The organism is Kribbella sp. NPDC026611 (assembly GCF_040638345.1).
Classification (GTDB): domain Bacteria; phylum Actinomycetota; class Actinomycetes; order Propionibacteriales; family Kribbellaceae; genus Kribbella.
The window spans coordinates 594434-617327 of record NZ_JBEZYC010000001.1 but is presented as its reverse complement, the minus strand read 5'-3'; the positions used below and the strand labels follow the sequence as shown (position 1 = coordinate 617327).

Genomic DNA, 22894 nt, shown 5'->3' with positions numbered 1-22894 from the left:
AGAACCCCACCCGCCAACCAGCGCTTTCCCACCGATCAAGCGCTGGTTTCTCGCCGGTGGAGCTCAGTCGAGGCGGTCGAGGATGAGTTCGTGGATCGCGTCGAGGAGCCGTTCGTCGTCCTCGCAGTGTGCGGTGACGGTGACCGTGGTGGCGGTCCGCGGACTGATGACGGCGTACTGCCCGTACCGCCCGTCCATCCGGTAGTTGCCGCCCGGCTCGGTCCAGACGCCGAGCCCGTACCCGTTGGTCCAGCGCCCGTTGTACGTGACCTCGGACGTGTCGACGGTTTCCGCGGCCATCCGCCGTACATAGTCCGCCGGGACGAGTTGCCGGCCCTCCCACTCCCCCTCCTGCAGCAGAAGCCGCGCGAAACGCGCCAGCTCGTGCGTCCGCAGAAACAGATCACTCTCGGCGAACGGGAACCCGTTGGGACACGTGTGCCAAGCCGGGTTGTGCAGATCCAGCGGCGCAAACAACCGCGGCATCAAGTAGGCCCGGAGATCCGCACCGGTGACGCGCGCAATCACCCGCCCGATGGCATAAGGCCCCGACCCCGTGTACGAAAACTTGCTTCCCGGCGGAGCCTCGAGCGGCGCCGCCACAATCTCGTGCAACAGATCCGCCGCATCAATCCGCTCATCGGCGAACCACTTGTGACTCGTCCCGCTGGTCATGGTGATCAACTGCCGGAGCGTCACCTCCTCAACGCCGTCCGCCGCTTGTTCCCGCAACTCCGGGAAGTGATCCAGCAGCCGGTCGTCAACCCCGAGCCGTCCCTCCGCCTCGGCAATCCCCAACGCGACCGAGGTGAACGTCTTCGACGCCGAGTACAGATTGACCCGATCGTCCGACCGAGTACGCCGCTCGACGGCCTCCTGCCCGACCCGATGAACGTGGACGCCGTAGACCCCTAGCTCCCCGTCCTGAACAAATGCGTCAAGCAGCTCACCAGTACTCACGGCCCAGATCGTACGACCCTTGGGCTGTTAACTTGCGCGCATGGAAGATCTGGGACCCGTACCCTGGCCGCCCGCACCGATCAAAACCGAGCGGCTCGTACTGCGCGCAGCCGAGGCGCGCGACCGTACGACGTTCATCGACCTCTACTCCTCCCCAGAGGTCCACACCTACCTCGGCGGGCCGCAACCACGCGAAGAACTCGAGCGCGCCATCCCCGCCGTACCCGCCCAATGGCCCGGCAGCTTCGTTGTCGAACTCAACGGCTCCATGATCGGCCAGATCCTCCTCCGCAAAGCCACCGACCACCAACGCCCAGCCGCCACCGGCAAGACCGACCTCGGCTACCTCTTCCTCCCGACCGCTTGGGGCTCCGGCTACGCCATCGAGGCCTGTACAGCCGCCCTCACCTGGTTCGACATCGTTTTTTCTCCCCAACGAACCAGTAGTCCTCACCACCCAGTCCGCCAACCACGCCTCTATCCGCCTGGCCACCAAACTAGGCTTCACCGAACTAGAACGCTTCCAAGCCTGGAACACCGAACAATGGCTAGCCATCCGCCCACGTCCTAAGGCAGTCGTTGGCCGCGGTCGTACTTGACCGTGCAGGTCGTTTGCGCCTGGTGACCGGCACCTCGGACGGAGACCACGAGGAGCATCACGTCTACGACGAACATGCCGCCCTCGCCTTCGCCCGTCGCCGGTGTCAACAAGAAGGAATAGGTGCCGGCCGCGTGTGGCTGAGTGTGACCCTGAAAGTGGCTGATGTTGAGCTTCGAAATGTGCTGATCGACGCCCGTGAAGAGGCCGACCAGGAAGAATTCGGCCTGGAGCCCAAGGACCGGGAGTCCGCTGTCTTCAGTGACGGATGCGAACATCTCGGCCGGCTGAGTCGAGAACCGGAATTCTGGATTCGGTGCCAGCCACGACGCGCTCACGGAAAGGTGAGTCATAAGTTCCCCCCGAGGTTGATTTGCCAGCGATCATCCTCGGGCCCGGCGAGGGTATCAACCCTGTGGCCGACTGACCACAGACCAGATCGCAAAACGCCACGCACCAGCACAGCCCCAGCGACTGACGGCGCCGACCGACAAGCCCGAGCCGACCCCAGAGAACCAGGGCACGCTTAAGGCACCGAGGCTGGTCCCGGCCGGACACTGACACCCACACATGACGATGGCCCCTGGTCTGCGTTTCCGCAGGTCAGGGGCCATTTTCACGCTTGCTAGAAGCTGGTGGCGGGTGCAGGGTTCGAACCTGCGTAGGCTAACGCCGACAGATTTACAGTCTGCTCCCTTTGGCCGCTCGGGCAACCCGCCGGGGTGGTGCTGGTCCGAGGACCGGCGGGAGAGACTATACGACAGACAGTGCCCCTGACGGCAAATCGGAAAGGTAGTGCCCATGGCTTCGGAGTCCTCCTTCGACATCGTGAACAAGGTCGACCGTCAGGAGGTGGACAACGCCGTGAACCAGGCGGCGAAGGAGATCAGCCAGCGGTTCGACTTCAAGAACGTGGATGCCGGGATCAAGTGGTCCGGGGATGCGATCGACATGCAGGCGAACACCGAGGAGCGGGTGAACGCCGTCCTCGACGTGTTCAAGGACAAGCTCGTGAAGCGGCAGATCTCGCTCAAGGGGCTGGAGGCGGACGAGCCGAAGCTGTCCGGGAAGGTCTACAAGATCAACGCCACGATCGACGCCGGCATCACGCAGGAGAACGCGAAGAAGCTCTCCAAGCTGATCCGCGACGAGGGCCCCAAGGGCGTCAAGGCGCAGATCCAGGGCGAGGAGCTACGCGTCTCGAGCAAGTCCCGCGACGACCTCCAGGCCGTCCAGGCGCTGATCAAGAGCCAGGACCTCGACTTCGCGGTCCAGTTCGTCAACTACCGCTGACCGAAGTACGCCGGCACCCGCGTAATCCGGTCGCACGGAGCGCGCAAGGGCGGGCATGCTGGCGGCGTGGGCGAGACTTTGCTGCGGAAGTGGTTGCTGGCCGACTTCGATCTCGAGGTGGTGGAACTCACACCGGTCGCGTACGGCGCTGACATCGCCGCGCAGGTGTGGCGGGCCGCCACGGCGACCAACGTGTACGCCGTGAAGTGGAGCGGCGCCGGGACGAACACCGGCCACCAGGTGGCGGCGTACCTCGGGGACAGCGGGCTGCCCGGGGTACCGGAAATGGTCCGCACCATCGAAGGCGGCCTTTGGTCGGTTCACGCGAAGAAACGGTTGACCGTGACGCCGTGGATCGACGGGGTGCGGGCGGCGCAGAGTGGGCTGACCGAGGAGCAGTGGGCGGAGTACGGCGTACTCCTCCGGCGCGTGCACGACGCCGAGCCACCGATCAGGTTGCGGGACGCGCTGCCGAAGCACAGCCACATTGATGCGCGTACGCCGACGATCGCGGCCGAGGTGCGCGAACGCCTGGAAGAGCCGGAGGGCGAGGTCGCGGAAGAGCTGGCCGCGGTGTGGTCGCAGTACGAGCACGTCATCACCGACCTGTGCACCAATCGCCCGCCGGCGCCGACCGGACCGCGAGTGATCTGCCACGGCGATCCGCATCTTGGCAACGTCCTGGTCGACGACCAGCTGCACCTGATCGACTGGGACGACGTCATCTACGCGCCCCGGGAACAGGACTTGATGTTCATGCTCGGCGGCATGGGCGACGTCGGCCCCACCACGCCGACCCAGCTCGACGCGTTCCTCCGCGGCTACGGCCCGCACACCATCGACCAGGACGCCATCCATTACTACCGCCACGTCCGAGCGTTCGAAGACGTGGTCGGCTGGTCCCACCAGGCCATCACCGGCCCCGAGGAGCCCTACGCACTGGCCGTGGTCAAGGGCATCCTCGACCACGGCCTGGCGGCGTTGGCGGTCAGTGCCGAGCGCTGATCCATCCAGCGACCTGACTGCCCAGCGCATCGCCGTCCGTCATCGAGTGCCGGAAGTGCAGCCCTGAGACGATGCGGGCTTCCCGTACGTCGCGACGTACGGCGGACAGGTCCGGGTACACCCGCGTGGTGCCAGTGACCAGGCTGGACACCACCAACCGCACCTGCGACGTGTGGAAGAACCCCTGCAGCGCACCAGCTACACCAGCGGTGAAGCAGGCATGCCCGGATGGGTACTCCGGGTGGTTCACGTTCAGCAGCGGCTGCCAGCTCGGATCGGCCTGCGTACGCGGGTTGCCGTCGGTGTCGGCTCGCTGCACAGCATGCACAGGCCGCCACGACAGGTAGTGGAACTTGGCGTCCCAGCACGCGATCACCGAGTCAGCTGCCGACACGTGCACCAGTGCGAGCAGCTGCGCGGCCCCGGACAGTGAGAGCCGCCTGTCCTTCGCCAACTGCAGCAAGGCACGACTCCATTGCTGCGCAGTCTGCTCGGACCAGAACTGAGCCGTCTCGGTCTGCGCGGCAGTCCGTGTCGTACTGTCCTTCCGACCGAGCGAAGCGACCTCGGCCACGTCGCGCGCGTACCGGTTGCTCGTCAGCGAATCCGGCCCACCCGGACGGAACTGCGCCCGGTACCGCAACGCGAGCGGCCGGACCTGTGTCAGCACGATGTCGACCGGCGGAGTCGGCGCGGTGGGCTCCCACACCCCCGGCCCCGGCGTTCGCTGCACGTACGGCACTGTGTTGTCGAGCCCGTCTCCCGCCCGCCACGCCAGTACGGCGGCTGCCACGGACCGCCCCAACGCCACACCGCGGTCCTTCGCCCGCCCGGATCGCACGCCAGCCAGATAGTCCGCGTACGTGGCATCCAGCCCAGTCGCAGCAGGCACCCGAGCCCGCAGTACGTCGTACGCCGCCGTCGCGACCGCAGCCGCCGCGGATGCGTTCCGATCCGGCCGTACTGCGAACTTGAACGGCCGGCCGTACCCGAGCCCGGCCACCGTGTCCGCGATCGCGATGTGCACGATCCCGAGCAGCACCTCCGAACTGGCCGGCGGACGACCGGTCACGATCGCCTGCGTCGCGTACCGGCTCCAGTCGAGCACCGGCGCAGCATCACTCACCCCGGCCGAGCTCACCCCAGCCGAGCTCACCCCGGCCGTGCTCGGCGCCGGAGACAGCCCGGCAGCAGTCAGCACCAACGCTCCGGCAGCCAGCCATGCGGACTTCATGAGACCCTCCCTCCCGACCACAACCGCGTCACGACGCCGCGTGCAGGTGCGGCCGATGCACGACGAAGGCGGTCAGGACCGACGCGAAGACCGCCGCGCAGAGCATCAGTCCGATCACCTGCAGCGTCGACGGCCCGACCACCTGAACGATCGACGGCGCGGCAGCTGCCGGCGGCGGTCCGGCCGGGACGGTCGAACCGTCCGAAAAGCCTGCTGGATCCGGCGGGAGCATCGCGAACGCCGTACCGGCCAGGGCCACCCCGGACAGGACCAGCGTGCCGAGCAGAGCGGCAAGACGAGTCAGCAGTTTCATGGTCGTTCCTTCCCGAGAGTGAGCGGCGCGCTGCCGCCCTCCTCCACCGTTGCCGCGACCGGACCCGGCAGGCCATACGAAGTTCGGCGTATTGCCCCGGGGCGGATCGGGCCTAGGCTGAATTCCAGGGGGAGGGCGGCCATGGAACAGTTGACGATCACCGAACGCGATCTGCGCCGGATGCTCGACGTCGTCGATCGCCAGCGGTGGGGTGGCGCCGGCCGCGAGTTCCCGCGCGAGGTACTCCGCGCCCTCCGCGAGCTGATCCCGGCCGACGACATCACGTTCCAGGTGAGCCGGCCACAGGAACGCGTGTTCATCGGCCTGGAGGAGCTGACCGGCTCGCCTCCGGGCCTGGACGACGACTGCGACGAGCTGTTCTGGCAGTTGTACTGGCGGCACAAGATCTGCAGCCGGCCCCAGCAGACCGGCGACCACGAGAGCGTCTGGATGATGTCCGACTACCTGTCGGCACGCCAACTTGCGGACAGCGAGGCGGGCCTGTGGGAGCGGATGAGCGGCGTGCAGAGCGAGATCGCGGTGCCGTTCCCGGAGCACGACGGCGAGGACCGCCGGATGCTCCTGTTCCGCACGACCGGTCCCGATTTCTCCGAGCGGGAGCGGTTGATGCTCCAGTTGCTCCGGCCGCATCTGGTCGACATCCGGCGCGACCTGGAGCGCCGCCGCGCCGGCATCCCCGATCTGACCAGTCGCCAGTGGGAGTTGCTGCGCCTGGTCGCCGCCGGGCACAGCAACACGCAGATCGCCCGCCGGCTATTTGTTGCCGAGGGCACCGTTCGCAAGCATCTGGAGAACATCTACGAGCGCCTCGGCGTGAACAGCCGAACCGCGGCCGTCGCTTCGGCGTTCCCCGTCGCCGACTCGGCTTAGGCGTGCCGGAGCCAGATGTTGGGTTCGATGTAAGGGCCGGTGTCCACTTCGTACGGCGCTAACCGACCGCCTGCGTCCCGGCCAGCGCATTGCGGATCGCCCGCGGCGATGCGCCCAGCTCTCGCCGGCAGGTCTTGTTGAAGGCCTGCAGATCAGGGATACCGACCGAGGCGGCGACGGCCGGGATCGACAAGGTCGACGCGACCAGCAGGTGCCGAGCGCGCGTCATCCGCCGCTCCCGGATGTACGCGACCACGGTCGACCCCGTCTCGGCGACGAACAACCGGGTCAAATGGTTGTGCGAGATCCCCGCCAGCCGCGCCAACGAAGGCACGGTCAACGGTTGCGCGAGGTACGCCTCGATATGCGCGATCGCCGCAGCGACCGCCGGATGTCCTGTCTCAGAGCTACTGGCCGCGAGGTCGGCGATCCGCCACAAGGCCGTCCAGATCTCCGCCGTCGGCCGAGCCGAACCGGACGGCCACGACTCGATGGCCGAGCGGATCAGGCTCGACAACAGCGGCGCCGCCTCACCGGCGTCCTGCACCACCGGCACCTGCGTCGGCTCGCCAACCTGCCGAGGACGGAAGTGCGCGTACAGATGCTCCGACCGCCCGAGATAGTCGAACTGCACCATCGACCCCGCAGGCGTCAGCGAGACGAAGCCCGGCGAGACGGCGTACGTCGTCCCCGCGACCGTCAGCGAAGCCGAGTAGTTGTACACGTGCAGCTGCCACAGGTCCGGCAGCTGGAACACGTCCCGCCGACGCCGGACGCCGTGGATGCCGACGCCGACGTTCGCCAGCTCCGGCGGCGATTCGAGCCACAGCGCGATCATGGTGAGAAATTACCACTAGTGGTGAACACAGCCCACGCGAGACAACGACGGCCAATCGCAGAATGGAGGAGTAGTAACCACTACCCCAGACATGGAGTCTCCATGCCCCAGCCGCATCGCAAGCATCTGCTCACCTCGGTACAGATGGCGCACTTCGTGGCCACCGGCTCGCTCCGGATGGACGCCGTCGTACCCGACGACATGAACCAGCAAGCGCTCGAGGTCCTGCGGGCCGGCATCCCGGGCGTCCCGTACGGCACGCCGCTGTCGGAGGCGTTCGTGGACAGCGAGTTCGTCCAGCGGCTCGTGCAGCTGCCGGAGGTCGCCGGCGCGATCCACAGCCTGGTCGGGCCCGAGCCGACCGTGGACCACCACGCGATCCACATCCGCAACGCGCACGAGGGCGAGGCGCAGAACCTGCACGGCGACGCGATCATCGACGTCCGCACCGACGCGTTCGACGTGCAGCTCATGTACTACCCGCAGGACGTCACGCTGGAGATGGGCGGCACGCTCAGCGTCCCGGGCAGCCACCTGCGACGGACCAACGAATCGGACACTGGCCGGTACCAGAACCTGCTCGGCCAGACCCGCCTGGTCTGCCCGGCCGGCACGGTCCAGTTCCTGCACCACGGCATCTGGCACGGCGGGCGCAAGAACGACAGCGCGATCGACCGCTACATGTTCAAGATCCGCTTCAACCCGACCGTCCGCCAGGTCCGGCTCTGGAACCTCGAGGACCTGTACGACGAGCAGGTCGCGGCCGAGCTCGAGCAGAACTTCCCGTGGTACGAGAACGCCACCGGCCGGCTCGAGCGCTACAACCGGATCCTGCTGTGGCGCGCGATCAGCGGCGACGACACCTACGACCCGAACTACTGGGTCACCCGCGTCTCGAACCGCCCGCAACGCGTCATCGCCAACCGCGCCGACAACCCGCACGCCACGGCAGCCAAGAAGGAGATGGCATGACCGCCACCGCCGAGACCACGCCTCAGCAGACCACGTCTCAGCAGACCGGCCTCCGCCAGCAGGTCCTGGTGCTCTACCTGGCCTCGTCCGCGCTCGACGCGCGCGTGGTCGGCTGGTCGGAGTACGACGGCACCGGCGCGACCCACCCGACCACGGGCGACTCGGACGAGCCGCCGTACGCGACCGGGCTGGACGCACTCAAGGACGGCTGGCGCCTCTTCCAGGCCGCCCAGCTGCTGCCGCCGTACCCGGGCCACGAGTACGACGTCTCCTTCCTCAAGCACGAGTTCTTCTTCGAGAAGCTCGTCTAGGCAGGCAGCACACAGACCGGCTTCGGCCAGCTGACCGGTTCACCATCGGGGGTCAGCTGGCCGTTGTCGATGGTGAAGACGGCGATCTGGTCCGACCTCTCGTTGGCGGCGTACAGGCGGGTGTTGTCGTTGCTGAAGGCAAGGTGTCGGGGCCAGTCGCCGCCGGAGCCGATGGTCTGGACCAGCTCGACGGAGACGGCGTCGGCAGCGATCGCGAAGACGGCGATCGTGTTGTCGCCGCGGTTCGAGCCGTAGAGGAAGCGGCCGTCGGCGGAGATGAGCAGCTCGGCCGGGTAGTTCTCGCCAGGCGAGTCGGCCGGCCGGGTCGACACGGTCTGGACGAGCTGCAGCTTGCCGTCGGCGTACCCGCAGACGCTCAGCGTCGAGTCGAGCTCGTTGATGACGTACGCCGCACCCGCGGTCGGGTGGAACACGACGTGCCGCGGACCCGCGCCCGGGTGGATGTGCAGCCGATCGACCTCCTCGAGCTGTCCGTCCTCGGTCAGCGTCGACGAGTAGACCGTGTCCGAGCCGAGGTCGACATCGAACACGTACGCCCCGGCCGGGTCGAACGCGATCTGGTGCGCGTGCGGTCCCTCCTGGCGCTCCGCGTTCGGCCCGGTGCCCGAACGCTGCAGGTACTGCGTTGCCTCGCCGAGCGAGCCGTCGGCGGCGATCGGGTGGATCGCGACCGAGCCGGAGGTGTAGTTGGCCGACAGCAGGAACCGGCCCGACGGGTCGATGTCGAGGTGGCACGGGTGCGCGCCGTTGGTCGGCTGCTGGTTCAGCAGCTCGAGCCGGCCGGCCGCCTGGATCGCGAACGCCGAGACCTGACCGGCCTCCAGCTCGTTCGTGGCGTACAGGAACCGCCCGTCCGCGGACCGGACCAGGAACGATGGGTCGTCGGTCGTCGCCGCGGGCGCGAGCCCGTCCAGCGGCCCGAAGCCGATCCCGTCCCCGCCACCCTGCTGACTGGTGTAGCTGCCGACATAGATCCGCTCTGAAGTCATGAGCCATACCCTGCCAGGTCAGTCGTCGCCGGGCACGCGCCTGTCCAAACCGTAGAGCGCCGATCCCCAGCCGAGATCCGCGACCAGGACCTGCCGGCCCAACCGTCGGTACAGCCGCGGCGCCGGACGGTCGTCGACGTACGTCGTCAGCAGCGCCTCGCGATGTGGGAGGTCGGACATCAGCGCCTGCATGAGCGCCGTACCGAGGCCGCGGCCCTGCGCTTCCGGGCGGACCGCCAGCTCGACCAGCTTGAAGTCCTCGCGTGCGGCGTGGGTGGGGAGCTGATCGGTGGCGAAGTGTCGGCGTCGGCGCCCTCCCGGTCGTAGACCCGGAAGGCCGCGGCGAACACCTCGCCGAGCTCGCGAGCGTTGTCCAGCGCGGCAGCTGGGCCGAGGACGTCGATCACTCGGCCAAGCCTAAGCGCTCGCCCGTAGAGACCGATCGTTCTGTCTGCTACGCTGGCCAGCATGTCGGAAGCACGCACTCGGCTGCTCCAGAAGGCCTCCGAGCTCTTCTACGCCGAAGGAATCCACGCCGTGGGCGTCGACCGCGTCGTCGCCGAGGCGAAGGTCACGCGCGCCACGCTCTACCGGCACTTCCCGAGCAAGGACGACCTGATCGTCGCCTACCTGACGCAAGCGGACGAAGCCATTCGCGCCCGGCTAGATGCGCTGCGGAAGCCGGGCGCGACCGCCGACGAGCTCATCCGGGCGGTCGGCCGGTTCATCGCCGACGACATCCAGAGCCGCGGGTTCCGAGGGTGCGCGTTCCTCAACGCCGCCGCGGAGTACCCCGATCCGGCGCATCCGGTCCATCAAGCCGTGCTCCGGCACCGGAAGTGGTTCCTGGACACACTCACCGACCTCTTCCAAGGCACCGGGAAGAGCGACCCGGCGCCCGCCGCCCGGCATTTCGTGATGCTGCGCGACGGCGCGATGGCCGCCGGCTGTCTGACCGATCCGAAGCCCGTGGTCGAGACGCTGCTGCGCGGCGTCGAGGGCCTCCTCACGTACCGGAGTCACCTAACCTGAGCAGATGGACACCGAGGCCTTCCTCCGCCGGATCGGCATCAACGGGTACGACGGTCCGCCGCGGTTGGAGGCGTTGACGCAGCTCCACGAGGCGTTCGTCGACCAGGTGCCGTACGAGACCATCCAGTACCAGCTGACGCCGGGCGGACCGTTCGAGCCGGAGGATTCGGCGAAACGGATCATCGCCCGCGAGGCCGGCGGGTACTGCTTCCAGCTGAACGGCAGCTTGGCGCTGCTGCTGACCGAGCTCGGGTACTCCGTCCGCATGCACCGTGGCGGCGTCCAGACCATCAGCCGCCCGGGCGACATCGACGCCAGCCACATGGTCCTCACGGTCAGCGGCCTGATCGAGGACCCCGACCGCCTGTGGGTGGTGGACGCAGGCCTGGGCGACGGTCTCCGCCAACCGATACCGCTCGAGCCTGGCGAGGCTCACCAGTACCCGTTCACCCTCCGCCTCCGGCCGTCCGAGAAGGCTGACGGCTGGCGCCTAGACCACGACCCGCGGGCCAATATCGTCGGCATGGACTTCGAGTCCGCCGCGGTCGGCCTGGACGCGTTCGCTGCCCAGCACGCCTTTCTCTCCGCCGACCCCACGTCGCCGTTCGTCCGCGTCGCCTCAGCCTTCCGCCGTACGCCGAACTCAGTCGTCGTACTCCGCTCCGTCGAGCTGACAGAAACCTTCGCCGACCGGACCGACACCACCATCGTCGAAACCCCTACCGACTACTTCACCGCCCTGGCCGACCTCTTCCGCCTCCCGCTCCCCCACTACACCCCCGCCGACCAAGACACGTTGTGGCGCCGAGTATGGGCGCAGTACGAAGACTTCCTGGCGCGCACTACTCCGGCTTGATCCAGAGGGTGGCGTCGACGCCATCGTTGCCTTGAAGGGTGGCGGTTCGGACCGGACCGTTGGGCTCGTCGGACCAGGCCACCATCTCCAGGCCGGTCAGGGTGAAGTCGTAGCAGTCCGTGGGAATGTCCTTGGCGCAGGACAGCAGGCGGAGGATGCTGTCGGCGAGGGTGACCTGGAAGGTGAGCGCACCGACGGGAATCGTCGCAGCGCGGTGCACGAACACCTCGCAGTTGGCATCGGCGCAGGCCTGGTAGTCCTGGGGTCGTGACGAGTAGGACGGCTGTGTCGGCCTCGCCGTACTCCAGCTCGAGGATGCGGTTCACGCCGTCGGTGCCGGGCAGGGCGCCGTGACCGATGCCGGAGCCCGTCATGGAGACGGTGTGTCGACGGTCTCGGGAGTGCCTGGGGTGCCGCTCAGCCAGGCTGTCGGTGTGTCGGGCGGTGCGGAGGCGGCGGGAGCCGAGTCCGCGGCAACCGGCTCCGGCGTTCTCCTGTCCGTTCCGCGTCCGCAGGCGGTCAGCATGAGCAGCAAGACCAACCCCGCCATCCCCCGTCTGATCACAGGCCAGACGTTAGCTGGTTCGGAGGATCAGGATGGCGGTGTCGTCCTTGGCGGCTTTGAGGGTGGCTGTGTGGGTGGGGCCGCCGTTGCTCCAGCTGCTGTAGCCGGAGCCGGACATGCTCACGTAGCCGGTGGGGCTGGTGAGTTTGAGGGTGCCGTCGACGACGGTGGCCTTGATCTTCTCGCCGGAGATGGTGAAGGAGGCGGCCTTGCGGATGAGGACTTCGCAGTTGCCGTCGTTGCAGGCCTGGTAGTTCTGGCCGTCCTTTGCCGTGGGGAACGCCGAAGTGGAGGGCGGTGCAGGGGTGCTCGAGGCACCCGGCGGAGTACTCGAGGCCGGTGCAGAGCTTGACGCCGGCGGAGTGCTTGACGTGGTCGGAGTGCTTGACGTGGTCGGTGTAGACGGGCTTGCCGACGGGGAGCTGCAGGCGGAGGCAGCGGTGAGCAGCAGCAGGGCGAGCAGTCCTCGGGCGATCACCTGCGAAACGCTAATCGCCCGATAGCCCAGAGCCCGAACCATGGCCGCAAGCTGTCACGTCGAGAGTGTGAACAGCGTGCTCGGCAGCACCGACAGCACGGCGGCCGCCGCGGCAAACAGCGAGATCATCGCCACCGCCGGCGTCTCGATGTCGACCGAGAACGGGTCATCGGCCGGCAACCGGAACAGCTCCGCCACCCAGCGCAGGTAGACCGCCAGCCCGATCATCACGTTGACCGCCATCACGATCGCCAGCCACCCCAGATGCGCGTCGATCACCGCCTGGAACGCAGCAAACTTCGTGAACAACCCAGCCAACCCCGGCGGCAACCCAGCCAGCACCACCAGGAAGAAGATCAACGCAGCCGCCAGCCCCGGCTCGGAGCGAACCATCCCGCGGTAGTCCGACAGCAACCCACCAGGCCGATGCCGCTGCACCACAGCCACCGACCCGAACGCCCCCAGCGTGACCACGACGTACGCCGCCAGGTACCCGACCACCGCCTGCGCATCCCCGACCGCCAACGGCGCCAGCAAGAACCCGACCTGACCGATCGACGACCAGGCCAGCAGCCGCACCGCCTCGACCTGCCGCAACGCGGCCAGGTTCCCCACCGTCATCGTGACCGCCGCCAACACAGCAACGACCGTCCGCAGCGAGGACCCGTCCGGCGCCACCCCAGCCGTCACCAGCACGAGGAGACCGGCAACCCCGGCACTCTTCGACACCACCGCAAGGAACGTCGTCACCTCGACCGGCGCACCGACATACGTGTCCGGCAGCCAAGCGTGGAACGGCACCGCTGCGATCTTGAACGCGAACCCCACGATCACGAACAACCCGGCCGCAAAGGCAACCCGCGAAAGATCCGGATCCAGTCCACTCAACCGATTCGAGATCGTCGACAGGTACAGCGACCCGGTCACGCCGTACAGGTAAGAGATCCCGAACAGCATCACCGCGGTCGACAACACCGACACCAGGAACGCCTTCAGCGCGCCCTCGGACCCACGCCGATCCCGTCGCAACGCGACCATCGCAAACGAGGGCAGCGACACCACCTCGAGCGCGATCACCAACGTCGCCAGGTCCCGCGCTCCGGCCAGAACCGTTGCCCCGGTCAGCACGCTCAGGAGCAAGAAGTGGTACTCACCGATCGGCACATCCCGAGCCAGCAGCCGGTACGTCGACAACCCGACGACCCCGAGCCCACCGATCAGCAGCACCGCCCACAGCCCGGCAGTCAGCGGCTCGAACACGAAGCTGCACTCCGCCGGCCCTTCGACCGCCGGACGGCAGAACGCCGGCTTGAAGTCGTCCCGCTGCGCATAGACGAACACGAGCCCGAACAGGATCACCGCGCCGGTCAGCAACGTGATCACCACGTGCCGCAGCTCCTGCGTCGCGCTCCTCCAGAAGCTGTCGATGAGCAGCACGGCGACGGCGCCGATCGCGAGCACCAGCGGTACAGCGATCGCCTGCCAGTCGGTCCAGTTCAGCGTCACAGGCTCCCCCATTGGTGCAGCAGGAGACCCGGCCAGACCCCGAGCAGCACGGTCAGCGCGATCAGCGGCGCCCAGGTGATCAATTCGATCCGGCTCAGGTCGACCGCGAACGCAGCGGGCGGGTTCTCGGCCGGATCACCCTGGCAGAGGTTCCGCACCAGCCGCAGGAAGTACGCCGCGGTCAGCACGGTCCCGACGCCGGCGATCACCATGAACACCAAGAACGTTGTCCGAGGCAACAAATCGGAGGGGTGGTAGGCGCCGAGCAGCGCGAGCATCTCGCCCCAGAACCCGGCCAGCCCCGGCAGCCCGAGCGACGCCAGGCATGCGAACGTCAGCAGCGCCGCGATCCGCGGCAACCGCGCGTACAGCGCCCGGCCGAGCTCGCGTAGTGAACTCGTGTCGTGCCGGTCCTTGATCGCCCCGGCCAGGAAGAACAGCAGCCCGGTGATCAGCCCGTGCGCGATATTCGCGAACAACGCGCCACGCAGCCCGGCCGGCGACAGCGTCGAGATGCCGAGCACGATGAAGCCCATGTGACCGACGCTCGAGTAGGCGATCAGCCGCTTCACGTCCGTCTGCGCGAGGCACGCCAGCGATCCCGCGATGATCGCCACGGTCGCGAAACCCCCGAGGTACGGCGCGATCGTCACGGTCGCGTCGGGCAGCACCGGCACCAGGATCCGGATCAGGCCGTAGGTCCCCAGCTTCAGCAGCACCCCGGCGAGCAGCACCGAGCCGATCGTCGGCGCCTTCGCGTGCGCATCCGGCAACCAGATGTGCAGCGGCCACAGCGGCACCTTCACCGCCAGCCCGACCGCGATCAACACCGCCGCGGCGAGCGCGATCCCGTGCCCACCCTTCACCGGCGAGCCCGCGAGCAGCACCAGGTCGAACGTCCCCGCCCGGCGGTACACCAGCAGGAACCCGAGCAGCATCAACGCGGACCCGAGCACCGTCATCAGGATGAACGTCGTCGCCGCCCGGCGCCGACCGGCGGCGTCGTGGTGATCACCCCAGATGTCGATGACCAACCACATCGGGATCAGGACGATCTCGAAACAGACGAAGAACAGGATCAGGTCCATCGCCGAGAACGTCCCGATCACGCCGGCCTCGATCACCAGCACCAGCGCGATCAGCGACCGGGTCCGGCCGATCCGGGGCGTGATCTTCAGCGAGTACAGGCAGCACAGGAACGTCAGCAGCGCGGTCAGCACGATCAGCGGCATCGAGATCGAGTCCACGCCGACGTGGAACCGCACCCCGAGCGAGGGAATCCACGGTACGTCGGTCTCCGCGCGCAACGGGCGGACGTCGCGAGCGGTGTACGCGAACCAGCCCTCGGTCCGCGGCCACAGCAGCACCGACCCGACCAGCACCAGCCCCGAGATCACCGAGCCGTACGTCGCCGCCAGCCGGTCGCCGATTCCGGCCGGGACGGCCCACAACGCCCCCGCGGCCAGGATCGGCAGCGCGAGGATCGCCAGCAGGATCGCGTTCACGAGCCGATCACCCCTGCCAGTACGGCGAGCGCGACCACGCCGACGACGGCCGCGGTCAGGTAGCCCTGCGCGTTCCCGGTCTGCAACCGCCGGAACCCGGCCGACAGCAACATCCCGGTCCGGCCGGCCGCGCGCACGTATCCACCGATCACGTCCCGATCCCCCGCCACGGTCAACCGCGCCAGCCAGCGCACCGGTACGACGAACAACGCGTGGTACGCCGGATCCACACCGAGCTCACGCTCCAGCACCACCGGCCGCGGATCCGCTCCGCGCCGCCACAGCGAGTACGCCGGCAGCGCCCCGATGATCACGAGCGCGGTCGACACCAACCCGATGGCCCAGTTGAGATGCACGCCGTCGGCGTACCCGAGCGCGATCGCGGCGGCCGCCAGCAGGACCAGCGGAGCGAGCATGACCCAGGGCGCGTCGCGCAGCTTGGACGTGTCCGGCTCGTCCAGATCCGCGAGCGCGTCGTCGTCCTCGAAGGCGCCGATCCCACCGGCCAACGCCGGCGTCCGGAAGAACACCCACAGCCACAACCGCACGCAGTAGAAGGCGGTGAAGGCGGCCGTCACGCAGACCGAGACGAGCACGATCCAGCCGACGGTCGATCCGCCGTGCGCCTGCTCCCAGGCCGCCTCGATCACCGTGTCCTTGGAGAAGAACCCAGCGAATCCAGGGACGCCGGCCAGCGCCGCGAGCCCGATCGTCATCGTGATGAACGTGACGCGCAACGCCTGACGCAGCCGCCCGCGCCGCGTGTAGCGCCGCAGTACGACGAGGGCCGCGCTGCCGACCTGGTGCAGCAGGACGCCCGCGCACAGGAACAGCAGGCCCTTGAAGGCAGCGTGGGTGACTAGGTGGAAAAGGGCTGCATGCCGACCCTCAGCAGTGCCGAGGGACAGCGCGGAGAACATGATCGCGAGCTGGCTGACCGTCGACCAGGCAAGCACGCGCTTCACCTCGAGCGCCGCGGACGCGAACAGCGCGGCGAGCAGCATGCTCACGCAGGCGACGATCGCCAGCACGGTGAGAGTGGTCTGCGAGGCCGAGAACAGGGCGTACAGCCGGGCGATCAGGAAGACGCCGGCGGCAACCATCGTGGCCGCGTGGATCAGCGCGCTGACCGGGCTCGGACCGGGCATCGCGTCCGGGAGCCAGGTCTGCAGCGGGACCTGCGCGGACTTGCCGACGACGCCGACAAGCAGCAGGAGGGTCCCGGTCGTCAGGACACCCGGTGACATCCGAGCCGGATCGAGCGACGAGATCCGGAAGGTGCCCGCGCCGACCCCGAGCACGAAGATGCCGAACAGGAAGCCGACATCGCCGAGCCGTGTCATCAGGAACGCCTTCACCGCACCGGAGCGGGCGTCGCGCCGCTCCCAGTAGTGACCGATCAGCAGGTACGAGCAGGCGCCCATCACCTCCCACCCGATCAGCAGGAAGAACAGGCTGTCCGAGATGACAACGGTGACCATCGCCGCGGTGAAGAGCGTGACCAGCGCGTGGTACGACGCCGCGCGCTGGTGCAGGTATCCGAGCGAGTAGACCTGGACGCAGGTCGCGATCACGCCGACCACTGCGAGCAGCAGGACGGTCAGGTCGTCGGTCCGGACGGCGAAGCCGATCGTCAGGTCACCGATGCTCGAGTTGAGGAAGGCGGCCTGGTCGGGCGTCGCGCCGGACAGCAGGGCGGCGAACAACAGGATGAGCAGCGAGAAGCTGACGCCGGCCACTCGCCAGACAGTTGCGATCACGTCGGCCGTTCCTCCTCCACCAGGTCGCGCGCGGCGTCCGCGTCGACGTGACCGTGGCCGCGGAAGAGCAGCAGGACGATGGCGAGGCCGAGACCGATCTCGGCCGCGGCGAGCGTGATGACGAAGACGGCGAGGGTCTGGCCGGCGGAGTCGACCCGCCAGGCGTCGAAGGCGACCAGGTTGAGGTTGACGGCGTTGAGCATCAGCTCGAACGACATCAGCAGCGTGATCGCGTTCCGCCGGGCGAGGACGCCGTACACCCCGATGCAGAACAGCGCGACCGCGAGCAGCAGCGGCAGGATCAGCGGCATGTCAGTCCTCCTTCCCAGTGGACGACACCTTGCCAGACCCTTCCGACATTTTCCTTTGGGACAAGGCGATCGCGCCGATCAGTGCGGCCAGCAGGAGGACGGACAGCACCTCGAAGGGCAGCACCCACGTCTTGAAGATCTGCGTACCCAAGGCTTCCGCGGATCCGTCCGGCACCGGCTTGATCTTCTTGTTGCCGAAAGCAAGCACTACGCCAGAGCCGAGGAGCAGCGCGAGGACGACGGCGACCCCGGCGGCGAACGGGCTCCGGGCCGTCGTCAGGCCCGGCAGCGGGTTCGTCGGGGCCTTGGTGAGCATGAGCGCGAAGAGGACCAGTACGACGATGGCGCCGACGTACACCAGGATCTGGACCAGCGCGACGAACTCCGCGTGCAGTACGCCGAAGCAGCCGGCCACCGCGCCGAGGGCAACGACCAGCCAGAGCGCGGCGTGCACGATGCGGCGGGAGGTGACCACGATGACAGCGGCGACGACCGCCACCAGGCCGGCGACGGCGAACAGGGCGGTTGTCACGCGTCGTCCTCCGGGACTTCGGCGACGGCCGGGCCGGGGTCGATGGGCTGCGGCGCGGGAACGGTCCACATCCAGTCGCGGAGGCGGTCCTTCTCGTGCGTGAGGTTGCGGATGTCGGTCTCGGCGTACTCGAACTCCGGCGACCAGAACAGCGCGTCGAACGGGCAGGCCTCGATGCAGATCCCGCAGTACATGCAGAGGCTGAAGTCGATCGCGAACCGGTCCAGCACGTTCCGGCTGCGCTCGCGGGCCTGCTCACCGACCGACGGCGCGGTCTCGGTGTGCGAGTCGATGTAGATGCACCAGCTCGGACACTCGCGGGCGCACAGCATGCAGGAGGTGCAGTTCTCCTCCAGCAGCGCAATCACGCCCCGGGAGCGCGGCGGCAGCTCCGGCTGAACGTCCGGGTACTGCTCGGTGACGGACCGTCGGGCCAGCGTCTTCGCCGTGACCTTCAGCCCCTCGAACAACCCCTTGCCCGGTACCCCCACACTCCACCTCCCGTCAACAATCCCCTGCACCCAGGACCCTAGCCGCTCCGGTCGCGATTCGCCGCGACCCGGACCTCACAGTTCGCGTTCGAGGCGGGCGGCTACCTGGCGGTAGCGGCTGACCGGTACCAGGTGAACGCCGCTGAAGGCTTGGGAGTCACGGAGCTTCAGGATCTGCTCGCAGGCGTGGTCGACGCCGGCATCGGGATCGCGGTCGACGGCTTCGATCAGCGCCGGCGGGATCTTGAGCTGAGGCAGGGAGGCCAGGTTGTGGGCCATCTTCGCGCTGGCGAGCACCATGACGCCGGCGTACACCGGGATCTCCAGGCTGACGGTCTCGCGCCAGCGGAGCAGCTCGTCCAGGTCGTAGCTGACCTGCACGTAGAGGAAGTCGGCCTCAGCCTTCCAGGTGGGCACCGTGGTCAGGCGAGTGGCCGCGCCGACCTGGAAGGGGTTGCAGCCCGGGTACGACGTTTCGCGCGCCTGCTCGATCATCGTGCGGACCGTGAGCTGGCTGGTCCGAGCGCCCTCGGCCGGATCGTCACCGTGTACGAACAGGAACTGCTCCACGCCGTACGCCGCGGCCGTCAGCAGGTCGCGCCTGAAGCCGAGGAGGTTGCGGTCCCGTGAGTTGAGGCAGGCGATGCCGCGAGCGCCCATCAGCTGGACCTCGTTGGCCACCGCCACGCTCGACACGGTCGCCCGGCCGATGTGGTTGTCGGGGATCAGGAACGCGTCCGCGACCGGACTCATCACCCCGATCTGATGCCGCACCTTCTTCAGGTCCGGCCTGGTCGGGGGCTCTACCTCACAGATCAGCTCGAATCCGCGCACGGGTGCGACCTTACTGAAGGTCGGCGAGGCGGGTGCGAAGGAAGTGTTGCTCGGCTTCGTTGGTGGTCAGGGTCAAGGCGGTGGTGTAGGCGGTCGCTGCCTCGTCGCGGCGGTCGAGCTGGGTGAGGAGGTCGGCGCGGATGGCGTGGAAGAGGTAGTAGGGGGCTAGGTCGAGCTGGTCGATCACGGTGAGGGCGGCGGCGGGGCCCTCTACCTCGGCAAGGGCTACAGCTCGGTTGAGGGCTACTACCGGGGTTGGCTCGAGGGTGAGGAGGTGGTTGTACAGCTGGAGGATCTGGGGCCAGTCGGTGTCCTGCACGGTGCGGGCGTCGGCGTGGACGGCGTTGATGGCCGCTTGAAGTTGGTACGGGCCGGGGCGGTTGCGGCGGAGGCAACGGCGTACCAGGTCTTGGCCTTCATCGATCAGGGTCTGGTCCCAGCGGGTGCGGTCCTGGTCAGAGAGGCGGATCAGGTTGCCGTCGGTCGTGGTGCGGGCAGGGCGGCGGGAGTGCTGGAGGAGCATGAGGGCGAGGAGGCCGACGACCTCGGGTTCGTCGGGCATGAGGTCGACGAGGAGGCGGCCCAGGCGGATCGCCTCGGCGGCGAGCTCGTCGCGGACGAGGGTCGGGCCGGAGGAAGCGGCGTACCCCTCGTTGAAGATGAGGTAGACGACGGCGAGTACGCCGCGGACGCGCTCGGGGAGGTCGGCTTCGTACGGGACGCGGTACGGGATGTTGGCGTTGCGGATCTTGGCCTTCGCGCGGACCAGGCGCTGGGCCATGGTCGGCTCGGGGACCAGGAACGCGCGGGCGATCTCGGGCGTGGTCAGGCCGCCGAGCATCCGCAGGGTGAGCGCGACCCGTACGTTGAGCGCGAGCGCCGGGTGGCAACAGGTGAAGATCAGCCGAAGGCGGTCGTCCTGCACGGCACCCTCCTCTGGCCCGTCGACAGGCTCTGGTGCGGTCTGGGCTTGCAGCAGAGCCGCCTCGGCCTGCTTGTCCGCCCGCGCAGCCTCGCGCCGGAGACGGTCGATCGCGCGGTTGCGTGCGGTGGTGATGATCCAGCCGGCCGGACTCGGCGGTACGCCGCTCTCCGGCCACTTCTCGACTGCCGCGGCGAACGCGTCCTGTACGGCGTCCTCGGCGATCTCCAGATCACCGAACACACGCGTCAGCACCGCGACCGCGCGACCATGCTCGGCCCGGAACACCGCCGCCACGTCGATCACTGAAACGGCCGCACCTCGACCGCCAAACTCCGCAGCACCTTCGCAAGCCGCCGCGCCCAGTAGAGCGCCGCATCAAGATCCTCGACCTCGATCACGGTGAACCCCCCGAGATGCTCCTTTCCCTCGGTGAACGTCCCGTCGGTCACCAGCACCTCGTCCCCCCGAGCCTGCACCACAGTCGCACTCTCCGGCGGATGCAACCCAGCCGCAAACACCCAAACCCCCGCGGCCTGCATCTCCCCGTTAAGCACCTCCAACTCCCCCAAAATAGGCCCCAACACCTCAGCCCCAGGCGGCGGCCCATCAGGCTGATAAATACTCAACAAGTACTGCGTCATCGCACCTCCCGCTATGAGTTCTCATCCCCTACACGAACAACCAACCCTCCAATCGACACCTAGCCACTGATCGAAACCCGCTGCCACCCACCGCTCCGGCTCCAGGTCAGCGCTCCACCGCGGGACGGTGTAGTGAACAACCAGATGTTTCCTACAGCAGCAGGCAGTTGCGGCTCACGCGAAGGGAGCACACCCGTGCCTGGCCGATCCTCGATCGCGCTGCACACCGCCCACAGCTCGTCACTCAGGTGCGCGAACACGGCGAGGTGCGTCTCCGCCGCACCGGACCGTTCCAATTTCGCGAGGTTGTCCGCGCTGGCCGGACGTGCACAGAACTCCTCGATCCAGTCCACGACAAGGTCGGCTCCGCCATCCCAACTCCCCCCGCCGAGCTCCGGGAAGACTGCGATCGCCGGCGTCTCCGCCTCCGACGCCGACGCGCGGATGACTCCAACGGCGCTCAGTGCCCGCCAGGCTTCCAAGCCCGCGTTGTCAAGCTTCTGACCGGCGAAGCGCTCGTACGCCAACTGCTCTTGGAAGGTGTCGTCATCGACTGCCCGCAGGCCTCCGGCCTCGAAGGCTGCAAGGCTGTCTTCAACCACCCCCTCGAGCGCCTGCACCAACACATCCGATCGCGTGTGCAACCCCCAGGTCAGGCCGAGCCGTGGCGATTGCCAGAGGAACCGGCCACGTTTCGTCAGTGTGCCCAGGGTGCTCAGGGCGCGTTCATCAGCGTCGGAGGTGACCTCGATGGCGGCCCAGGGCCGGTCCTCGTAGCGGATCTCCAGGTCATACATCGACGGCCGGCTGTTGTCGTCGTGCTGTTCGACGCGAACGCCGAGGACCTTCTCGAGGGTCGCCTTAACCCGCTCCTCCTTGGCGCTCAAGTCTCGTGTCACGCAGTCAGCGTATGACGGGCCGCTGGCGACGACTGGTCAGCTGGCGGGTGGGTTGGGCATCTCAGCACAGTTCGTCCGCGGAGGGCGGGTTTGCCGGAGACGGGGAGCGGCGCCGCCGGAGGCGGCCAAATGGGCAGCCGCCGCGAAGCGGTGTCCTTTCGCGGACTCAGAACAGGACGACGCCGATGCCGGTGAGGGCTAGTTGGAGGAGGGCGGTGGGGACGAGGGCTTGCCAGGCTAGTTTTTGGAGTTGGTCGGCTCGGAGGCGGGGGAAGGAGACGCGGACCCAGATGACGACGACGGAGACGGCGGCGACCTTGAGGAGGGTCCAGATCCAGCCGATGGAGTCCGGGCCGGGGCCGGACCAGCCGCCGAGGAACAGGACCGTGGTGAGACCCGCGAGTACGACGATGCCGGCGTACTCGGCGAGCAGGAACATCGCGAACCGGAGGCCGGTGTACTCCGTGTACGGGCCGAAGATGACCTCGGAGTCGGCGACCGGCATGTCGAACGGTGGGCGCTGGAGCTCGGCGAGGCCGGCGATGAAGAAGACGACCATGCCGGGGAGCTGCCAGAGGAGCCACCACGGGTTCCAGGCGTGGGCGATGCCGGTCAGGCTCAGCGACCCGGCCGCGACCGCGACACTCGCGGCGGAGAGCACGAAGGGCAGCTCGTAGCTCATCAGCTGCGCGGCGACGCGGAGCCCGCCCAGCAGGCTGTACTTGTTGCCGCTCCCCCAGCCCGCCATCAGCGAGCCGAGTACGCCGATACTCATCACCGCGAGCACGAAGAACAACCCGGACTCGAGGTCGGCACCGACGACCCCCGGCGCCAGCGGGATCGCGGCCAGCGCGGCGAGGTACGGCAGGATCGCGACGATCGGCGCCCACTCGAACACCCGCCTGTCGGCGGCGGCCGGGACCACGCTCTCCTTCTGGACGAACTTCACCCCGTCCGCGACGAGCTGCGCCCAGCCGTGGAACGCACCGGCGTACATCGGGCCGAGCCGTGACTGCATGTGGGCCATCACCTTGTGCTCGGCCTGACCGACGAGCAACGGCGCCACCAGGAAGGCGACCAGAACGCCCACCACCCGCACCACGAACTCCAGCATGACGGCAGCCTATCGACTCC

At 68.1% G+C, this 22894-nt stretch carries 28 protein-coding genes, 1 tRNA gene and 1 pseudogene; 8 read left to right on the top strand and 22 right to left on the bottom strand.

Features of this window, described 5'->3' with window-relative positions:
- Positions 1-63 precede the first annotated feature (63 nt).
- The gene (locus AB0E69_RS03080) at positions 64-960 is read right to left on the bottom strand and encodes a serine hydrolase (protein WP_360138635.1); all 897 of its coding nucleotides are present in this window, start codon (positions 958-960) and stop codon (positions 64-66) included.
- A 40-nt stretch (positions 961-1000) separates the two neighbouring features.
- Here AB0E69_RS03080 and AB0E69_RS03075 point away from each other — a divergent pair, with 40 nt between their 5' ends.
- Positions 1001-1531 (top strand): GNAT family N-acetyltransferase, encoded by a 531-nt coding sequence (locus AB0E69_RS03075; protein ID WP_360138632.1) that lies wholly within the window; start codon positions 1001-1003, stop codon positions 1529-1531.
- Here the strand turns inward: AB0E69_RS03075 and AB0E69_RS03070 are convergent.
- A complete protein-coding gene (locus tag AB0E69_RS03070; protein ID WP_360138629.1) occupies positions 1528-1896 on the bottom strand; it encodes a hypothetical protein in 369 nt (122 codons plus the stop codon). The two genes, AB0E69_RS03075 and AB0E69_RS03070, sit on opposite strands and share 4 nt — an antisense overlap.
- 295 nt (positions 1897-2191) lie before the next feature.
- A tRNA-Tyr gene (locus tag AB0E69_RS03065) sits at positions 2192-2277 on the bottom strand.
- An 82-nt stretch (positions 2278-2359) separates the two neighbouring features.
- On the opposite strand from AB0E69_RS03065, the gene AB0E69_RS03060 reads away from it, so the two are divergent.
- Positions 2360-2851, top strand: a complete 492-nt coding sequence (locus AB0E69_RS03060; protein ID WP_360138626.1) for a YajQ family cyclic di-GMP-binding protein — start codon at positions 2360-2362, stop codon at positions 2849-2851.
- 66 nt (positions 2852-2917) lie between these two features.
- The gene (locus tag AB0E69_RS03055) at positions 2918-3856 is read left to right on the top strand and encodes a phosphotransferase (protein WP_360138623.1); all 939 of its coding nucleotides are present in this window, start codon (positions 2918-2920) and stop codon (positions 3854-3856) included.
- On the opposite strand, the gene AB0E69_RS03050 is transcribed toward AB0E69_RS03055, so the two are convergent.
- Both AB0E69_RS03050 and AB0E69_RS03045 read right to left on the bottom strand, forming a co-directional pair.
- Positions 3840-5090, bottom strand: coding sequence for a vanadium-dependent haloperoxidase (locus AB0E69_RS03050; RefSeq protein WP_360138620.1), 1251 nt, complete (start codon positions 5088-5090; stop codon positions 3840-3842). The genes AB0E69_RS03055 and AB0E69_RS03050 overlap by 17 nt on opposite strands.
- A gap of 28 nt (positions 5091-5118) precedes the next feature.
- Positions 5119-5403 carry a hypothetical protein gene (locus tag AB0E69_RS03045; RefSeq protein ID WP_360138617.1) on the bottom strand — a complete coding sequence of 95 codons (285 nt, stop codon included), beginning with the start codon at positions 5401-5403 and terminating at the stop codon, positions 5119-5121.
- 141 nt (positions 5404-5544) lie between these two features.
- Here AB0E69_RS03045 and AB0E69_RS03040 point away from each other — a divergent pair, with 141 nt between their 5' ends.
- Positions 5545-6294 carry a response regulator transcription factor gene (locus AB0E69_RS03040; protein ID WP_360138614.1) on the top strand — a complete coding sequence of 250 codons (750 nt, stop codon included), beginning with the start codon at positions 5545-5547 and terminating at the stop codon, positions 6292-6294.
- A 58-nt stretch (positions 6295-6352) separates the two neighbouring features.
- Here the strand turns inward: AB0E69_RS03040 and AB0E69_RS03035 are convergent, their stop codons facing one another.
- Positions 6353-7132, bottom strand: a complete 780-nt coding sequence (locus AB0E69_RS03035) for an AraC family transcriptional regulator (protein WP_360138611.1) — start codon at positions 7130-7132, stop codon at positions 6353-6355.
- A 102-nt stretch (positions 7133-7234) separates the two neighbouring features.
- Here AB0E69_RS03035 and AB0E69_RS03030 point away from each other — a divergent pair, with 102 nt between their 5' ends.
- Both AB0E69_RS03030 and AB0E69_RS03025 read left to right on the top strand, forming a co-directional pair.
- Positions 7235-8104 (top strand): phytanoyl-CoA dioxygenase family protein, encoded by an 870-nt coding sequence (locus AB0E69_RS03030; RefSeq protein WP_360138608.1) that lies wholly within the window; start codon positions 7235-7237, stop codon positions 8102-8104.
- On the top strand, positions 8101-8415 hold the full coding sequence (locus AB0E69_RS03025) for a hypothetical protein (protein WP_360138605.1): 315 nt from the start codon (positions 8101-8103) through the stop codon (positions 8413-8415). The genes AB0E69_RS03030 and AB0E69_RS03025 overlap by 4 nt, the downstream gene beginning before the upstream one ends.
- Here the strand turns inward: AB0E69_RS03025 and AB0E69_RS03020 are convergent.
- Genes AB0E69_RS03020 through AB0E69_RS03010 form a run of 3 tightly spaced genes read right to left on the bottom strand, consistent with a single transcriptional unit; the run spans position 8412 to position 9832 of the window.
- Positions 8412-9425 (bottom strand): lactonase family protein, encoded by a 1014-nt coding sequence (locus AB0E69_RS03020; protein ID WP_360138602.1) that lies wholly within the window; start codon positions 9423-9425, stop codon positions 8412-8414. The two genes, AB0E69_RS03025 and AB0E69_RS03020, sit on opposite strands and share 4 nt — an antisense overlap.
- Before the next feature lie 18 nt (positions 9426-9443).
- Positions 9444-9665, bottom strand: coding sequence for a GNAT family N-acetyltransferase (locus tag AB0E69_RS03015; protein ID WP_360140375.1), 222 nt, complete (start codon positions 9663-9665; stop codon positions 9444-9446).
- Positions 9605-9832, bottom strand: a complete 228-nt coding sequence (locus AB0E69_RS03010; protein ID WP_360138599.1) for a hypothetical protein — start codon at positions 9830-9832, stop codon at positions 9605-9607. Before AB0E69_RS03010 ends, AB0E69_RS03015 begins: the two co-directional genes overlap by 61 nt.
- 61 nt (positions 9833-9893) lie before the next feature.
- Between AB0E69_RS03010 and AB0E69_RS03005 the strand changes: the two genes are divergently transcribed.
- Both AB0E69_RS03005 and AB0E69_RS03000 read left to right on the top strand, forming a co-directional pair.
- Entirely contained in the window at positions 9894-10457 is a 564-nt protein-coding gene (locus tag AB0E69_RS03005) for a TetR/AcrR family transcriptional regulator (protein WP_360138596.1), read from the top strand.
- Between the two features lie 4 nt (positions 10458-10461).
- Positions 10462-11313: an arylamine N-acetyltransferase gene (locus tag AB0E69_RS03000; protein ID WP_360138593.1), complete on the top strand. Its 852-nt coding sequence runs from the start codon at positions 10462-10464 to the stop codon at positions 11311-11313.
- Here AB0E69_RS03000 and AB0E69_RS02995 read toward each other — a convergent pair.
- The 13 genes and pseudogenes from AB0E69_RS02995 to AB0E69_RS02935 form a co-directional block, all read right to left on the bottom strand.
- A complete protein-coding gene (locus tag AB0E69_RS02995) occupies positions 11300-11533 on the bottom strand; it encodes a hypothetical protein (protein WP_360138590.1) in 234 nt (77 codons plus the stop codon). The genes AB0E69_RS03000 and AB0E69_RS02995 overlap by 14 nt on opposite strands.
- 355 nt (positions 11534-11888) lie before the next feature.
- Positions 11889-12356, bottom strand: coding sequence for a hypothetical protein (locus AB0E69_RS02990; RefSeq protein WP_360138587.1), 468 nt, complete (start codon positions 12354-12356; stop codon positions 11889-11891).
- A gap of 54 nt (positions 12357-12410) precedes the next feature.
- Positions 12411-13874, bottom strand: coding sequence for an NADH-quinone oxidoreductase subunit N (locus AB0E69_RS02985; RefSeq protein WP_360138584.1), 1464 nt, complete (start codon positions 13872-13874; stop codon positions 12411-12413).
- Positions 13859-15367, bottom strand: coding sequence for an NADH-quinone oxidoreductase subunit M (locus AB0E69_RS02980; RefSeq protein ID WP_360138581.1), 1509 nt, complete (start codon positions 15365-15367; stop codon positions 13859-13861). The genes AB0E69_RS02985 and AB0E69_RS02980 overlap by 16 nt, the downstream gene beginning before the upstream one ends.
- Positions 15364-17127 (bottom strand): NADH-quinone oxidoreductase subunit L, encoded by a 1764-nt coding sequence (locus tag AB0E69_RS02975; protein ID WP_360138578.1) that lies wholly within the window; start codon positions 17125-17127, stop codon positions 15364-15366. Before AB0E69_RS02975 ends, AB0E69_RS02980 begins: the two co-directional genes overlap by 4 nt.
- A complete protein-coding gene (gene nuoK, locus AB0E69_RS02970) occupies positions 17124-17438 on the bottom strand; it encodes an NADH-quinone oxidoreductase subunit NuoK (protein WP_360138575.1) in 315 nt (104 codons plus the stop codon). Before nuoK ends, AB0E69_RS02975 begins: the two co-directional genes overlap by 4 nt.
- A 1-nt stretch (position 17439) precedes the next feature.
- A complete protein-coding gene (locus AB0E69_RS02965) occupies positions 17440-17970 on the bottom strand; it encodes an NADH-quinone oxidoreductase subunit J (protein WP_360138572.1) in 531 nt (176 codons plus the stop codon).
- Positions 17971-18104: 134 nt separating this feature from the next.
- A pseudogene (locus AB0E69_RS02960) lies at positions 18105-18338 on the bottom strand (4Fe-4S binding protein); the annotation flags it as partial.
- 198 nt (positions 18339-18536) lie between these two features.
- Positions 18537-19295: a methylenetetrahydrofolate reductase gene (locus tag AB0E69_RS02955; RefSeq protein ID WP_360138569.1), complete on the bottom strand. Its 759-nt coding sequence runs from the start codon at positions 19293-19295 to the stop codon at positions 18537-18539.
- Between the two features lie 10 nt (positions 19296-19305).
- Complete coding sequence (locus AB0E69_RS02950) at positions 19306-20520, bottom strand: RNA polymerase sigma factor (protein ID WP_360140372.1); 1215 nt, start codon at positions 20518-20520, stop codon at positions 19306-19308.
- Positions 20520-20861, bottom strand: a complete 342-nt coding sequence (locus AB0E69_RS02945) for a YciI family protein (RefSeq protein WP_360138566.1) — start codon at positions 20859-20861, stop codon at positions 20520-20522. Before AB0E69_RS02945 ends, AB0E69_RS02950 begins: the two co-directional genes overlap by 1 nt.
- 59 nt (positions 20862-20920) lie before the next feature.
- The gene (locus AB0E69_RS02940; RefSeq protein WP_360138563.1) at positions 20921-21748 is read right to left on the bottom strand and encodes a hypothetical protein; all 828 of its coding nucleotides are present in this window, start codon (positions 21746-21748) and stop codon (positions 20921-20923) included.
- A gap of 178 nt (positions 21749-21926) precedes the next feature.
- The gene (locus tag AB0E69_RS02935; RefSeq protein WP_360138560.1) at positions 21927-22874 is read right to left on the bottom strand and encodes a complex I subunit 1 family protein; all 948 of its coding nucleotides are present in this window, start codon (positions 22872-22874) and stop codon (positions 21927-21929) included.
- Positions 22875-22894 lie beyond the last annotated feature (20 nt).

Excerpts from the sequence above, each read along its gene's own strand:
- AB0E69_RS03075 (WP_360138632.1), top strand. The coding sequence starts at position 1,001 with ATGGAAGATCTGGGACCCGTACCCTGGCCGCCCGCACCGATCAAAACC.
- AB0E69_RS03060 (WP_360138626.1), top strand. The coding sequence starts at position 2,360 with ATGGCTTCGGAGTCCTCCTTCGACATCGTGAACAAGGTCGACCGTCAG.
- AB0E69_RS03050 (WP_360138620.1), bottom strand. The coding sequence starts at position 5,090 with ATGAAGTCCGCATGGCTGGCTGCCGGAGCGTTGGTGCTGACTGCTGCC.
- AB0E69_RS03045 (WP_360138617.1), bottom strand. The coding sequence starts at position 5,403 with ATGAAACTGCTGACTCGTCTTGCCGCTCTGCTCGGCACGCTGGTCCTG.
- AB0E69_RS03040 (WP_360138614.1), top strand. The coding sequence starts at position 5,545 with ATGGAACAGTTGACGATCACCGAACGCGATCTGCGCCGGATGCTCGAC.
- AB0E69_RS03035 (WP_360138611.1), bottom strand. The coding sequence starts at position 7,132 with ATGATCGCGCTGTGGCTCGAATCGCCGCCGGAGCTGGCGAACGTCGGC.
- AB0E69_RS03030 (WP_360138608.1), top strand. The coding sequence starts at position 7,235 with ATGCCCCAGCCGCATCGCAAGCATCTGCTCACCTCGGTACAGATGGCG.
- AB0E69_RS03025 (WP_360138605.1), top strand. The coding sequence starts at position 8,101 with ATGACCGCCACCGCCGAGACCACGCCTCAGCAGACCACGTCTCAGCAG.
- AB0E69_RS03020 (WP_360138602.1), bottom strand. The coding sequence starts at position 9,425 with ATGACTTCAGAGCGGATCTATGTCGGCAGCTACACCAGTCAGCAGGGT.
- AB0E69_RS03005 (WP_360138596.1), top strand. The coding sequence starts at position 9,894 with ATGTCGGAAGCACGCACTCGGCTGCTCCAGAAGGCCTCCGAGCTCTTC.
- AB0E69_RS03000 (WP_360138593.1), top strand. The coding sequence starts at position 10,462 with ATGGACACCGAGGCCTTCCTCCGCCGGATCGGCATCAACGGGTACGAC.
- AB0E69_RS02985 (WP_360138584.1), bottom strand. The coding sequence starts at position 13,874 with ATGGGGGAGCCTGTGACGCTGAACTGGACCGACTGGCAGGCGATCGCT.
- nuoK (WP_360138575.1), bottom strand. The coding sequence starts at position 17,438 with ATGCCGCTGATCCTGCCGCTGCTGCTCGCGGTCGCGCTGTTCTGCATC.
- AB0E69_RS02945 (WP_360138566.1), bottom strand. The coding sequence starts at position 20,861 with ATGACGCAGTACTTGTTGAGTATTTATCAGCCTGATGGGCCGCCGCCT.
- AB0E69_RS02935 (WP_360138560.1), bottom strand. The coding sequence starts at position 22,874 with ATGCTGGAGTTCGTGGTGCGGGTGGTGGGCGTTCTGGTCGCCTTCCTG.